Origin of the sequence: Streptomyces sp. NPDC015125, from assembly GCF_043080045.1 — a bacterium.
Lineage (GTDB): Bacteria > Actinomycetota > Actinomycetes > Streptomycetales > Streptomycetaceae > Streptomyces.
Map to the genome: position 1 here is coordinate 58971 of NZ_JBIBVF010000003.1, position 14074 is coordinate 73044.

Here is a 14074-nt window from a genome sequence, read left to right on the forward strand (position 1 = left end):
CCACCGCACCCGGGCACGTCGGCACGTACAAGTCCCAAGTGCACGTCGCGACAAAGACCGCGCGCCCCCACCGCATCGTGCTGGGTGCATCCTCGCACCTGCCGCTGACAACACGCCCGCCGACCGCCATTCAGTGATCTTGATTGGTCTTCTAAGGGCGAAAAAGTGCCTGCTTGCGTGCCGCGCCCGGCCGGATTTCGACTGCCGTGGTCAGCTCGGAACGGTTCGGAAGGGACCTGGGCGGAATGCCGTGGGCGGTGCCGGGTACCAGCCGCACGCGGCACGCAACCATCCGTTCCCCCACCGCGTCTTTCCCGCAAGCCCATCCCGGGCCGCCGGACCGAAAAGTTTGTAGGACGGCATTACAGTGGGCCGGACGGGCCGCGCGGAGTGGATCAGCGGAGTTGATCAACTGACCCGGCGGACCGGGCAAGGGAACCACCACGACCAGGGAGCGCATGACGTGCGGCCGGTAGGCAGCAAGTACCTGCTCGAGGAGCCGCTGGGACGCGGCGCCACGGGCACCGTCTGGCGTGCCCGCCAGCGGGAGACGGCGGGCGCCGAGGCCGCCGTGGCAGGAGAGCCCGGCGAGACGGTCGCGATCAAGGTCCTCAAGGAGGAACTGGCGCACGACCCGGACGTGGTGATGCGCTTCCTGCGGGAGCGCTCCGTCCTGCTGCGCCTCACCCACCCCAACATCGTCCGCACCCGCGACCTCGTCGTCGAGGGCGATCTGCTCGCCCTGGTCATGGACCTGGTCGACGGCCCCGACCTGCACCGCTATCTGCGCGACAGCGGCCCCTTCAGCCCGGTGGCCGCCGCGCTGCTCACCGCCCAGATCGCCGACGCGCTGGCCGCCAGCCACGCCGACGGCGTGGTGCACCGCGACCTCAAGCCCGCCAACGTCCTGCTCGCCGGGCCGGACGGCAGCGGCGAGATGCACCCGATGCTGACCGACTTCGGCATCGCCCGCCTCGCCGACTCCCCGGGCCTGACCCGCACCCACGAATTCGTCGGCACCCCCGCCTATGTGGCGCCGGAGTCCGCCGAGGGCCGCCCGCAGACCTCCGCCGTGGACATCTACGGCGCCGGCATCCTGCTGTACGAGCTGGTCACCGGCCGCCCGCCGTTCGCCGGGTCGACCGCACTGGAGGTGCTGCACCGCCACCTCAGCGAGGAGCCGCGCCGCCCCGGCACGCTCCCCGAGCCGCTGTGGACGGTGATCGAGCGCTGTCTGAGCAAGCGCCCCGAGGAGCGGCCCAGCGCCGAGAACCTCGCCCGGGCGCTGCGCACCGTAGCGGCCGGCATCGGGGTGCACGCCACCCCGGCCGCGGCCGAGGCCGCGCTCGGGGTCGCCGCGCTGCTCGCCCCCGACCCCGCGCCCGCGACCGTCCCCGGAACGGGTTCCGACGGCAGCCAGGGCGCCGGCGGCGACGCCGACCCCACCCAGGTGCTCCCCTCCGGTGCCGGTTCGTACGACCCGGCCGCGGCGACCAGCGTGCTCCCGTCCACGGGCGGCCCGGGTGGTCCGGGCCCCGGCGGGCCGGGCGCCGACCCGACCCGCGCCATGCCGCCGATGCCCATGGGCGCACCGGCCGGCGGGCCGCAGAACCCCGACAACCCCCATCCCTGGGAATCCCAGATGCGGGCCGCGCGCGACCGCAACGAACAGACCCAGGTGCAGTATCTGGATCCCGCCGAGGATCCGCTGCGCCGCCGCCCGCAGCGCCGCCAGGCCGCTCCCCAGCAGCCCCAGCAGCAGCCGCAGCAGCGCCCGCAGCAGCCCCAGTACCGCCAGCAGCCCGCTCCGGCGCCGTACGCCCAGCAGCAGCCGCAGGCCCCCCAGCGCCGCCAGGAGCCGCCGCCGCAGCGCTACGAACCGCAGCGGCCGCCCGAGCCGGAGCCCCGGCCCCGGCGGGAGCCCCGTCAGCGCAGCGCCAACCCGATGAAGATCCCGGGTCTGGGCTGCCTCAAGGGCTGCCTGTTCACGCTGATCCTGCTGTTCGTGGCGGCCTGGCTGGTCTGGGAGCTGACCCCGCTCCAGGAGTGGATCGGCACGACGCGGGGCTTCTTCTCCCAGGTCGGGCACGTCTTCCACAGCGTGCAGCGGTTCGTGCAGAAACTCGGCGGCTGACGCCGTCCGCCCGCGGGCTCACCGCCGCGGGCGCCCCGGACCTGTTCCGGGCGGTCATCGACGGGCCCGGCCCCGCCTCTCCGCAGGCGGCGCCGGGCCCGCGCCGTCCCTCCGCCCCCGACGCACCGATGCGCCGACCCACCGATGCGCCGACCCACCGATGCGCCGACGCACCGATGCGCCGCCGCCTCACTTCGCCTGCGCGCCGGACCGGCCCCTGAACCCGCCCGTGAACCGGCCCGTGAAGCCACCCGCGAACCGGCCCGTGAACCGGCCCGTGAAGCCACCCGCGAACCCACCCAGTGGATTTGTCGACTTCCGACGGTCAATTTCGCTCACAGAAGTGAAGGTTGCCACGTTCCGGGGCACGGAACCCCCTGGCACCCGCGTAGCTTTGACGCCAACCTCAGCCCCCGCAGGACGCTCGGGGGCCCGACACGTCGGAGCAGTCTTGGCACGGAAGATCGGCAGCCGGTACACCGCCCACCAGATCCTGGGGCGCGGCAGTGCCGGCACGGTATGGCTGGGCGAGGGTCCCGAAGGGGCCGTGGCCATCAAGCTGTTGCGTGAGGATCTCGCCTCCGACCAGGAACTCGTCGGCCGCTTCGTACAGGAGCGGGCGGCGCTGCTGAGCCTGGACCACCCGCATGTCGTCGGCGTCCGTGATCTCGTCGTCGACGGCAACGACCTGGCGCTGGTCATGGACCTCGTCCGGGGCACCGATCTGCGCACCCGTCTGGAGCGCGAACGCCGGCTGGCCCCGGAGGCCGCCGTCGCGATCGCCGCCGATGTCGCCGACGGGCTCGCCGCGGCGCACGCCGCCCGGATCGTGCACCGCGACGTCAAGCCCGAAAACGTGCTGCTGGACATGCAGGGGCCGCTCGGCCCCGGCGGTGCGCACCCCGCCCTGCTCACCGACTTCGGGATCGCCCGGCTCGTCGACTCGCCGCGCCGGACCCTCCAGCCCACGGCAGGGGGGAGCTCCGGCTCGCTCCGCTCGGCCAAGGTCATCGGCACCCCCGACTACCTCGCCCCGGAGATCATCGAGGGCCTCCCGCCGCGCGCCTCCGTGGACGTCTATGCGCTGGCGACCGTCCTGTACGAGCTGCTCGCCGGGTTCACGCCGTTCGGCGGCGGGCACCCCGGGGCGGTGCTGCGCCGCCATGTGACCGAGAGCGTGGCGCCGCTGCCCGGCATCCCCGACGAGCTGTGGCAGCTGCTCCTGCAGTGCCTGGCCAAGGCGCCGGCCTCCCGGCTGCGCGCCCCCGAGCTCGCCGCCCGGCTGCGCGAGCTGCTGCCCGGCCTGGCCGGTATCCCGCCGCTGGACATCGACGAGCCGGAGGACGAGCAGCCGGAGGACGAACAGGAGAGCGCCGCCGCCTCCCGCGAGGAGCCGTTCCACCTGTCTTCGCACTCTTCGCACCCGGGGGAGGCCACCCCGCCGCGCGGCGCCGTCCCGCTGGTCCAGGGCGCGGTCCCCGACTCCAACCGGGACACCCACACCAGCATGCGGGTCCCCGGCCCGGACGAGCTGGCGGGTGGCGCCCACGGCACCGCCCGTGCCCCGCGCGCCGCCGGTGAACGCCGGGCGGGCTCGGCCCGGCACCGCTCCTCGCCGGACGCGGTGCGCCGCCGCCGGATCAAGCTCGGCGCGGCCGCCGCCGCGGTGGTCGTGGCGGCCGGTCTGGGGGGCTGGCTGGCCTCGGGCGACGACGCGGCGGGGGACGCCACACCGGGCGTCCACCGGCCGGAACCCGGCACCCCGTGACCGCCCTGCCGCGCCGTCACCGGGCCCCGGACACGACCGCGCGGCCCCGGACACGACCGCCCGGCCCCCGGTACCGGCCGGTGCGCGGGGCGGCGCCCGACCTGCCCGCGGACCCGCCGCCCGCGATTTTGGGCAGGTCCGACCTGCCGGGGCCGGGTCACGCTGACGGCGGCAGCCGTTAGGCTGGGTGCGTGGCAGTCGTCGATGTATCCGAAGAGCTGAAGTCCCTCTCCTCGACCATGGGGTCGATCGAGGCCGTCCTGGACCTCGACAAGATGAGGGCCGATGTCGCCGTGCTCGAGGAGCAGGCCGCGGCGCCGTCCCTGTGGGACGACCCGGAGAACGCACAGAAGATCACCAGTCGGCTGTCCTACCTCCAGGGTCAGCTGCGCAAGGCGGAAGACCTGCGCGGCCGGGTCGACGACGTCGAGGTGCTCTTCGAGCTCGCCGAGGCCGAGGGCGACGAGGACGCCCGGGTCGAGGCCGAGGCCGAGCTGACCGCCGTCCGCAAGGCGGTCGACGAGCTGGAGGTCCGCACCCTCCTGTCCGGCGAGTACGACTCCCGTGAGGCGGTCGTCAACATCCGTGCCGAGGCCGGTGGTGTGGACGCCGCCGACTTCGCCGAGAAGCTGCAGCGCATGTATCTGCGCTGGGCCGAGCGGCACGGCTACAAGACCGAGCTCTACGAGACCTCGTACGCGGAAGAGGCCGGCATCAAGTCGACCACCTTCGCCGTCCAGGTCCCGTACGCCTACGGCACGCTCTCCGTCGAGCAGGGCACGCACCGCCTGGTGCGCATCTCGCCGTTCGACAACCAGGGCCGCCGCCAGACGTCGTTCGCCGGTGTCGAGGTGCTGCCCGTCGTCGAGCAGACCGACCACATCGAGATCGACGAGTCCGAGCTGCGGGTGGACGTCTACCGCTCCTCCGGCCCCGGCGGCCAGGGCGTCAACACCACCGACTCCGCGGTCCGGCTGACGCACATCCCCACCGGCATCGTCGTCTCCTGCCAGAACGAGCGCTCGCAGATCCAGAACAAGGCGACCGCGATGAACGTCCTCCAGGCCAAGCTCCTTGAGCGCCGCCGCCAGGAGGAGCAGGCCAAGATGGACGCGCTCAAGGGCGACGGCGGCAACTCCTGGGGCAACCAGATGCGTTCCTACGTCCTGCACCCGTACCAGATGGTCAAGGACCTGCGGACCGATTTCGAGGTCGGCAACCCCACCGGGGTGCTGGACGGCGACATCGACGGCTTCCTGGAGGCCGGCATCCGCTGGCGCAAGCAGCAGGAGAAGTAGAAGCAACGGGCGACGGTCCGTCCGAAAGCGAAACAACTGCTTCCCTCGGGGAGGCAGTTGTTTTTGCTGTGGCGGTTTGGTCACAGTCGTATGTCCATGTACCGCCCACTGCTTGCCAATTCGGGCATCGGGGCTTTATTTGACCTTGACGACGGTGGCCGAACTGGGAAGGCTGAGCGCGGCATGCGTATGTCTGGGGCGCGTGTAAGAACGGGGAATTGAGCGGCCTGCCCGCAGTGCGGGGCCGAAGCTCGTGCACCCCGACATCGGCTCGTCGCCCCGTACAGCGGTGCACCCATGACGAGTTCAGCTACTGGGGGTAGCAGTACATGACGAAGAAGACGCGGCTGCGCGTAGCGCGCATTGCGGCCGGCGCAGTGATTGCGGCCGGAGCGTCGCTCACCGCGGCCGGAGCTGCATCCGCGGCCAGCCCGGGTGAGACCGGCGGCCAGGACAGCAGCATCATCGGCGGGGTTATCGGCGGACTGTTCGGCGGTAGCAGCGGTGGTGACGAGACCACCGGCGGCACGACCGGCGGCGACGAGACCACCGGTGGCACCACCGGCGGCGAGATCGGTGGCAGCACCGGCGGTGACGAGACCATCGGTGGCAGCACCGGTGGCGACGAGACCATCGGCGGCAGCACCGGCGGTGACGAGACCACGGGTGGCAGCACCGGTGGCGACGAGACCACGGGTGGCCAGACCACGGGTGGCAGCACCGGTGGCGACCAGACCACCGGCGGCAGCACCGGCGGTGACCAGACCACCGGCGGCAGCACGGGCGGTGACCAGACCACCGGTGGCAGCACGGGCGGTGACCAGACCACCGGTGGCAGCACCGGCGGTCACGACACCACCGGTGGCAGCACCGGCGGTCACGACACGACCGGTGGCAGCACCGGCGGTGACGAGACCACCGGCGGCAACTCCAGCACCGGTACCGGTACCGACAACGAGGGCACCAAGCCGATCGAGCAGCCCGGCCAGGGCAAGGAGCAGATCGCTGACACGCCCGGCCAGGCGAAGCAGCAGGCCAAGGGCGGTGAGCTGGCGGAGACCGGTTCCTCCGGCACCACCATCCTGCTGATCGGCGCCGCGACGATGATCGCGGGCGGTGTCGGCTTCCGTATGCTGCCCCGTCTGATCAACAAGAACGGCGGCGGCGCCGCAGCGGCCTGACGCTGACGCGGTACAGCTGGAGGGGCCCGGGACGCACCATGCGTCCCGGGCCCCTCAACGTTTGCGTGACGGCCGCCGCCGAGCAGCCTCGTACGGGTGGCTGCGGGGAAAGCCTCGTACGGGTGTCGGACGGCTTGGTGTCAGACGACCTGGTGGAGCAGCACACTCAGCGCGATCAGCACGATCATCAGCGCCACCAGCATCGCCGGGCTGAGCTGGGCGAAGATGCCGCCCGCTTGCTGCTGAAGACGTTCTCTGCTGGCCCGGCACACGGGGCAGCGGCCCTCGTTCACAGGGGCCGCGCAGTTGGCGCACACCAATCGGTCGTACGTCATGCGACCTCCTTCTCCACTGCACCAACGCGCCGGAAGGCACATTGGTTCCCTCTCCCACTGTGCCAGCTCATGGCCCAAACGGCGCGCCCCGGGGAATTGTGCGCCGTGGGCCCGCAGAATTGTGCGCCTTTTGTCCCGTAGGTGCCGTGAATAAACGCACCAACCACCGACGCCGACTGGGCCGCCCTGCGAGGTTCGCGTATGGTCACGCACACCGACGGGAGCCGCAACTCGGCAACCGTGCCCCTATTCAGGTCGACCGTGGTGCATCAGTGATCCGATTCGACAACGTCTCCAAGACTTACCCGAAGCAGAACCGCCCTGCACTCAGGGACGTCTCGCTTGAGATCGAGCGCGGCGAGTTCGTCTTCCTGGTGGGCTCCTCGGGCTCCGGTAAGTCCACCTTCCTGAGGCTGCTGCTGCGCGAGGAACGCGCCAGCCACGGCCATGTGCACGTCCTCGGCAAGGACCTCGGGAAGCTCTCCAACTGGAAGGTCCCGCAGATGCGGCGCCAGGTGGGCACGGTCTTCCAGGACTTCCGGCTGCTCCCCAGCAAGACCGTGGGGGAGAACGTCGCCTTCGCCCTGGAGGTGATCGGCAAGCCGCGCGGCCAGATCCGCAAGACGGTTCCCGAGGTCCTCGAACTGGTCGGACTCGGCGGCAAAGAGGACCGTATGCCGGGTGAGCTCTCCGGTGGTGAGCAGCAGCGCGTCGCCATCGCCCGGGCCTTCGTCAACCGCCCGATGCTGCTCATCGCGGACGAGCCCACCGGCAACCTCGACCCGCAGACCTCGGTCGGCATCATGAAGCTGCTGGACCGGATCAACCGGACCGGTACGACGGTGGTCATGGCCACCCACGACCAGCAGATCGTCGACCAGATGCGCAAGCGGGTCATGGAACTCGAAAAGGGCCGGCTCGTACGCGACCAGTCGCGCGGCGTGTACGGCTACCAGCACTAAGCGTGTACGGCCCCCAGCACTGAAAGGACGCCATGCGCGCCCAGTTCGTCCTGTCGGAGATCGGCGTCGGTCTCCGCCGAAACCTCACGATGACATTCGCCGTCATCGTCTCCGTAGCCCTCTCGCTGGGCCTGTTCGGCGCCTCGCTGCTGATGCGCGACCAGGTCAGCACGATGAAGGGCTACTGGTACGACAAGGTCAACGTCTCCATCTTCTTCTGCAACAAGAACGATGCCGACACCGGAACCAATTGCGCCAAGGGTGCGGCCACCCAGCAGCAGAAGAACGACATCAAGGCCGAGCTCGACCGGCTGCCGATCGTGCAGAAGCCGGTGGTGTACGAGTCCAGCGACCAGGCCTACAAGCACTACAAGGAGCAGTTCGGGGACACGCCCGTTGCCGGAGTGGTCACGCCCGACCAGCTCCCGGAGTCCTTCCGCGTCAAGCTCAAGGACCCGACGAAGTACGCCGTCATCAAGTCGGCGTTCTCCGAGCGGCCCGGCGTCCAGGAAGTACAGGACCAACGGGACACCGTTGAGCCGCTGTTCAACCTCCTCAACGGCATGAACATCGCCGCGATAGTCGTGATGGCGCTGATGCTGGTCGTTGCGCTGATGCTGATCGTCAACACCGTCCGGGTGTCGGCGTTCAGCCGGCGGCGGGAGACCGGGATCATGCGGCTGGTGGGAGCGTCCAGCTTCTATATCCAGATGCCGTTCATCCTGGAGGCCGCCATTGCGGGGCTGCTGGGCGCGGCCTTCGCCTGTGTGCTGCTGGTCGGCGGCAAGTACGCCCTCATCAACAACTGGCTGGCGAAGAAGATCCAGGTGGTCAACTTCATCGGCTGGGACTCGGTGGCGGCGGTCCTCCCGCTGGTCCTCCTGATCGGGCTGCTGATGCCCTCGCTCGCCGCGTTCTTCGCGTTGCGCAAGTACCTCAAGGTGTGAGCTTTGCCAAGGGGCGCCGTACGGTCAACTTGCCGTACGGCGCCCTTTTGTCCCCTAGACTCACCGGCATGTCGGGCCCGTGTTCGTACGACCGGCCCCGCCGCATTCGCCGCGGGGCGGCCCTGACGTTGTTCCTCGCCGGCGTGCTCGCCACCGGCGCGGCGACCGGCACGTGGAGCGACCGTGCGCAGGGCGCGGCGGAACGGCCCGCACCGGCCCGTGCGGCGTCCGGAGCGCAGGTCCCCGATTCCGCCACCGCGGACCGCGCGGCCGTCGAGCGCGCCGCTGCCGGGGCCGTCGAGGACGGCAAGTCCGGTGCGCAGGCCGCCGCGGACGTCGTCAGCCGCAGTGGCGACCGCTGGTCGACGATCTACAGCGCGGACGAGTTCAAGGATTTCCAGGCGCAGTTGGACGGCGGCTATGTCGGTGTCGGGCTCTGGGTGCGGCAGGCACCGCACGGCCGGATCGAGGTGTCCCGGGTCCAGCCCGGCGGCCCCGCCGCCCGCGCCGGTATCGCCGTGGGCGACCGGCTGCGCGCCGTCGGCGGCCGCCCGTCCCGGGGCGCACCGGTCACCGAGGTGGTCGCCCGGCTGCGTGGCGCTGCCACCGGCGGCTCCCGTCACCCCGCCGCCGCTGCCGGCACCCCCGTGACGCTGGACCTGCAGCGCGGCACCCGCCGCTGGTCGGCCACCTTGCACCGCACCCGGCTCAGATCCCGGAACGTCGTCGTCGACCGTCCTGCCGGTGCGCACGGCCCGACCCGCGTCAAGATCGCCGCGTTCGGCAAGGGCACCGGCTCGGTGGTCCGCCGGGCGGTGCGCCGCGCCTCCCCGCAGGGCGGCATGCTGCTCGATCTGCGCGGCAACACCGGCGGCCTGGTCACCGAGGCCGTGGCCACCGCCTCCGCCTTCCTCGACGGCGGTCTGGTCGCGACGTATGACGTACGCGGCAGCCAGCGCGCGCTGTACGCCCGGCGCGGCGGCAACACCCGTATCCCCCTGGTCGTCCTCGTCGACGGCGGCACGATGAGCGCCGCCGAGCTGCTGTCCGGCGCGCTCCAGGACCGGGGGCGGGCGCTCGTGGTGGGTTCGAGGACCTTCGGCAAGGGCTCGGTGCAGATGCCCAGCACGCTGCGGGACGGTTCGGTGGCCGAGCTGACCGTCGGCCACTACCGCACGCCGTCCGGCCGGAACGTCGACGGCGCAGGCCTGACCCCCGACGTGGTCGTCGGGACCGGAGCGGAAAAACGGGCCCGCACAGTATTGAGTGGCATCGGGGGCGGGGCGTAGTGCGAAAATGGCCGCACTATGGCTAAGGACAAGGGCAAGGACAAGGATCCCGGGCGCAAGCTCGTGGCGCAGCACAAGAAGGCGCGGCACGACTACCTCATTCTGGACACCTATGAGTGTGGCCTGGTGCTGACCGGCACCGAGGTGAAGTCGCTGCGGCAGGGCCGGGCGTCGCTGGTGGACGGATTCATCCAGATCGACCGGGGTGAGGCCTGGCTGCACAACGTACATATCCCCGAATACGCCCAGGGCACCTGGACGAACCACAGCGCGCGACGCAAGCGGAAGCTGCTGATGCACCGGGTGGAGATCGACAAGCTGGAGGCCAAGAGCCAGGAGTCGGGGCACACGATCGTGCCGCTGGCCCTCTACTTCAAGCACGGCCGGGCCAAGGTCGAGATCGCCCTGGCCAAGGGCAAGAAGGAGTACGACAAGCGGCAGACGCTCCGCGAGCAGCAGGACCGCCGCGAGACGGACCGCGCCGTCTCGGCGGCCCGGCGGCGGCAGCGGGCCTGATCCGGTCCGGCGGGACCCGTCCCGGCCGCTCCGCAGGGAATGCGCTGGCAACGGCAGCCGTTGTTCACGTACGATGGTTCCACACCCCATGAGGGGTGCAGGTACCACCTTGATAAATCAACATGGGGATGATCGGTTTCGACAGCGGATGTCGAAGCAGGGGAAGCGAGTCGAGGAAGCGGCAATGATCTCGTTAACCATATGTCGCAACCAATAATCGCCAACACCAAGCGCGATTCCTTCGCCCTCGCTGCCTAAGTAGCGACTTGCGAAGTGTCAGCCCGGGGCTGTTCCCGACCCGGATCCTGGCATCGACTAGGGAACTAAACTTCTAGACCCGGTCACGGGGTTTAGAAGGAAATCAAACAGTGGCTGAGCCCGTCGGAGACTTGTTCGCGTGATCTCCGGGGCCGAGAAAATCGCAGCGAACTGCACTCGGAGAAGCCCTGTTTCTGCACCGTTGGACGCGGGTTCGATTCCCGCCATCTCCACTCATCCCATGTGAGGCCCAGGCCCCGCCGTCCCAGGACGGCGGGGCCTGAGTCGTTTGCGCCCCGGGCGACGGCGTGCCGTGAACAGGGTGACGGCCGCCGCGAGGGCGGCTGCGGCCGCGGGCACTCCGTAGGCCGCGCCCGCCCCGCCCAGGTGGTCGACCGCCCGGCCGCCGCACGCCGATCCGGCTGCGATCCCGCCCAGCAGCGCGGTCACGGCGAGCGTCATGCCCTCGTGTCGCTGGCCGGGCGGCGTCAGCGACTGGACGAGTCCCATGCCGGTGACCATGGTCGGCGCGGTCGCCATACCGGCCAGGAGGAGCGCGACGGCCAGCGTCGCCGGGCCCCCTGTCGCGGCCGCGAGCAGCGGGAGCAGCATCAGGGCCGCCATCGCCGCGGTGCAGCCGAGGAGGCGGTGGCGGGCGCTCCCCCAAGCGCGTGAGGAGCCGGGAGATACCCCCGTCGTCGGCGGCAGCAGGCCGTAGAGCAGCCCTGCCGCGCAGGAGCCCGCCGCCTGCAGGGCGAGCAGCGCGCCCGCCGCGGACCGTACGCCGTGCCCGTCGGCGAAGGCGATCGTCACGACCTCCAGGGAGCCGAAGACCGCGCCGGTGGCGAGGAAGGTGACCAGGAGTGGCGGCAGCCCCGGCCGGCGCAGGGGGGAGCGGGGCCGGCCGGTGGCCGGTGCCGGCGCTACGGGTGGTTCGGTGCGCCGCTGGGCCGCGAACAGCAGCACCCCGGTCAGCAGCAGTGCCGCGGCCACCGCCGTGCCCGCCTCCGGGAAGAGGGTGGTGCACAGCAGCGTGGCGAGCACCGGCCCGAGCAGGAAGCACAGCTCGTCCGCGGCCTGTTCGAAGGAGTTGGCGGTGTGCCGGGCGGCCGGGTCGTCGCGGAAGAGGTGCGCCCAGCGGGCGCGGGACATCCCGCCGGTGTTGGGGGTGGTGGCGGTGGCCGCGTAGCAGGCGAAGAGGGTCCAGTCGGGCGCGCCGTGGTGGACGCACAGGAGGAGGGAGAGCGAGCCGAGGACGGCCAGCGCGGTGGCCGGGACCGCGATCCGGGCCTGGCCGTGGCGGTCGGCCAGCCGGGCGGTCCACGGCCCGACCAGCGCCGTTGCCGCCAGCCCGGTCGCGGTGACCGCCCCGGCCAGCGCGTAGGAGCCGCGCGAGCCGGCGATCATCAGCACCGCGCTGACACTGAGCATCCCCATCGGCAGCCGGGCCAGCAGATTGGCGGCCGTGAAGGCGCGGGCGCCGGGGACGGCGAAGATCCGGCGGTAGGGGGCGAGAGGGCGGAAGCGGAAACGGGCCCGCCTCGGGGCCGGGCGTACGGGCGGGGCGGTGACCGGGCGGGCGGCGAGGAAGAGGATCATGCCTCTACGGTCGTTGCCGCTGGTGCCGCCCGTCCAACACCTGGTCAGTGGCCATTCACGCGTTGGTGTTGTCAATGTGCGAAGGCTCCGGGCGGGCACCGGCAGGCCTTCGGCAGGCGTCGGCGGATACCGGTCCTGCCAGGATGACCCGATGCCGTACGACATCGACCCGCGTCTGCTCCGCGCCTTCCTCGCCGTCGCCGAGGAGCTGCACTTCACCCGGGCCGCCGCCCGGCTGTACGTCGCCCAGCAGGCGCTGAGCCGCGACATCCGGCGCCTGGAGCGGGAGTTGGGCACCGCGCTGTTCGTACGGACCACCCGCCAGGTCTCGCTGACGCCGGACGGGGCACGGCTGCTGCCGCTCGCCCGGCGGGTGCTGACCGCGCACGACGAGCTGGCCGGTGCGTTCCGGGCCGCCCCCGAGCGGCCGCTGCTGGTGGATGTGGGGGTGCCGATCGGTACCGCCCACGGGGTGCTGGAGGCGGCCAGGGACCGGGTGCCGGACAGCTGTGAGCTGGTCGCCCGCTTCCACAGCGGGCTGACGGGCGCGGCGGCCGAGATGGCGGCCGGCCGCCTCGACGTCTCCTTCGGCCGGATCGCGGCGCTGCCGCCCGGCATACGGGCCGGTCTCGACCATCAGCCGGTCCGGCTGGAGCCGATGGCGGTCCTGCTGCGCGAGGACCACCCACTGGCCGCACGGCCCGCTGTCGCCCTCGCCGAACTGGCCGGCGAGACGCTCTACGCGGCCGCCGGAAATCCGCAGACCGCGGAGTGGACGGACCTGGCCGAGCGGCTCTTCGCGGGCCGCGGCATTGCGGCCGCCGAGCCGTTCCCGGAGATCGAGGGCTCGCAGGAATTCGTCCGGGTGGTGCGCAAGCGGGGGTGGTCGGTGCTGGCGAGTGTGGAGTTCATCGAGGTGCCGGGGATGGTGCTGCGGCCGCTCGTCGATCCCCTACCGCTCTCACCGGTCTCGATGGTGTGGCGGCGGGGCCTGCGGCATCCGGGCCTGGACGCGCTGCGGGCTGCTGCCCGCGAACTGGCCGACCGGCACGGCTGGTTGGCGCCGCCGGGGAGTGCGTGGTGGCTCCCGGAGGGGGATGCGCGGGTGATGGGCGTACGGGGGTGACCGCCTGGTGTATGCGGTGTTCGGAAGAAGATACGGCCGCAGAGGCAACCCCGGGAGCGTGAAGTCTTTCCTTAATGGCGAGGAATTCTGTCCGGAACGAACAGGGGGAGCCGTGCGACGGCGTTCACATCTCGCGGTGGTGGCGGCCGCGCTGACCTTGACCGCCACGGCAGGCCTGGCCCTGGCCGGCTGCGGCTCGGCGCGGATGGCGCCGCTGCATGCCAACTGCACGACCAAGGGCCTGCGCTGGACGCTCACCGTCCTGAAGAAGAAGCCGCACACCCAACAGCGCGAGGCCCGGCTGTCCATCGCCAACAAGGGCGCGGGCCCCTGTGTGTTCCACGGCTTCCCGGCCTTCGAGGTCCATCTCGGCAAGGGGCCCGAATCCGATGCCCAAGGGCATGGCAAGACCCTGCCGATAGACCTGGGGCGCGGCGGCACCATCACGGCCCCCCTGCGCTACCGGGACTGCCCCGTCGGCACCCCGCAGAACGCCGCCATGGTCACCAACGACCTCGCCGTGGTGTCCGCGCCGCGCGACTACCGCGGCCGGCAGGCGGTCGTGGCCCGGGACGAGAAGGGCAAGCGCCTGTGGATGACCCTCTGCGCGGACCGGATATGGATGGGCCCGCCGCGGGAAGCGGCCGAGTAGCCCCGCGAC

General features: G+C 71.5%; 12 protein-coding genes and 1 other RNA gene. 11 read left to right on the top strand and 2 right to left on the bottom strand.

Features of this window, described 5'->3' with window-relative positions; genetic code table 11:
* Positions 1–463 precede the first annotated feature (463 nt).
* From ACF088_RS10120 to ACF088_RS10135, 4 genes are all read left to right on the top strand, one after another.
* A complete protein-coding gene (locus ACF088_RS10120) occupies positions 464–2134 on the top strand; it encodes a serine/threonine-protein kinase (RefSeq protein ID WP_392375083.1) in 1671 nt (556 codons plus the stop codon).
* Between the two features lie 451 nt (positions 2135–2585).
* Positions 2586–3902 carry a serine/threonine-protein kinase gene (locus ACF088_RS10125; RefSeq protein WP_392375084.1) on the top strand — a complete coding sequence of 439 codons (1317 nt, stop codon included), beginning with the start codon at positions 2586–2588 and terminating at the stop codon, positions 3900–3902.
* A gap of 191 nt (positions 3903–4093) precedes the next feature.
* Positions 4094–5200 (top strand): peptide chain release factor 2, encoded by a 1107-nt coding sequence (prfB, locus tag ACF088_RS10130; RefSeq protein ID WP_392375085.1) that lies wholly within the window; start codon positions 4094–4096, stop codon positions 5198–5200.
* Between the two features lie 329 nt (positions 5201–5529).
* Complete coding sequence (locus ACF088_RS10135; protein WP_392375086.1) at positions 5530–6381, top strand: hypothetical protein; 852 nt, start codon at positions 5530–5532, stop codon at positions 6379–6381.
* Between the two features lie 140 nt (positions 6382–6521).
* Here the strand turns inward: ACF088_RS10135 and ACF088_RS10140 are convergent, their stop codons facing one another.
* Positions 6522–6716, bottom strand: coding sequence for a hypothetical protein (locus ACF088_RS10140; RefSeq protein ID WP_392375087.1), 195 nt, complete (start codon positions 6714–6716; stop codon positions 6522–6524).
* Positions 6717–6988: 272 nt separating this feature from the next.
* Between ACF088_RS10140 and ftsE the strand changes: the two genes are divergently transcribed.
* From ftsE to ssrA, 5 genes are all read left to right on the top strand, one after another.
* Complete coding sequence (gene ftsE / locus ACF088_RS10145; protein WP_392375088.1) at positions 6989–7678, top strand: cell division ATP-binding protein FtsE; 690 nt, start codon at positions 6989–6991, stop codon at positions 7676–7678.
* A gap of 32 nt (positions 7679–7710) precedes the next feature.
* Positions 7711–8625, top strand: a complete 915-nt coding sequence (ftsX, locus tag ACF088_RS10150) for a permease-like cell division protein FtsX (RefSeq protein ID WP_392375089.1) — start codon at positions 7711–7713, stop codon at positions 8623–8625.
* 68 nt (positions 8626–8693) lie between these two features.
* Positions 8694–9914 (top strand): S41 family peptidase, encoded by a 1221-nt coding sequence (locus ACF088_RS10155; protein WP_392375090.1) that lies wholly within the window; start codon positions 8694–8696, stop codon positions 9912–9914.
* Positions 9915–9932: 18 nt separating this feature from the next.
* Positions 9933–10430 (top strand): SsrA-binding protein SmpB, encoded by a 498-nt coding sequence (gene smpB, locus ACF088_RS10160; RefSeq protein WP_392375091.1) that lies wholly within the window; start codon positions 9933–9935, stop codon positions 10428–10430.
* Between the two features lie 124 nt (positions 10431–10554).
* Positions 10555–10924, top strand: a transfer-messenger RNA (tmRNA) gene (gene ssrA, locus ACF088_RS10165).
* Here ssrA and ACF088_RS10170 read toward each other — a convergent pair.
* A complete protein-coding gene (locus tag ACF088_RS10170; RefSeq protein WP_392375092.1) occupies positions 10923–12287 on the bottom strand; it encodes an MFS transporter in 1365 nt (454 codons plus the stop codon). The two genes, ssrA and ACF088_RS10170, sit on opposite strands and share 2 nt — an antisense overlap.
* Positions 12288–12438: 151 nt before the next feature.
* Here ACF088_RS10170 and ACF088_RS10175 point away from each other — a divergent pair, with 151 nt between their 5' ends.
* The gene (locus tag ACF088_RS10175) at positions 12439–13413 is read left to right on the top strand and encodes a LysR family transcriptional regulator (RefSeq protein WP_392375093.1); all 975 of its coding nucleotides are present in this window, start codon (positions 12439–12441) and stop codon (positions 13411–13413) included.
* A 112-nt stretch (positions 13414–13525) separates the two neighbouring features.
* Positions 13526–14065 (top strand): DUF4232 domain-containing protein, encoded by a 540-nt coding sequence (locus ACF088_RS10180; protein WP_392375094.1) that lies wholly within the window; start codon positions 13526–13528, stop codon positions 14063–14065.
* Positions 14066–14074: the final 9 nt, after the last annotated feature.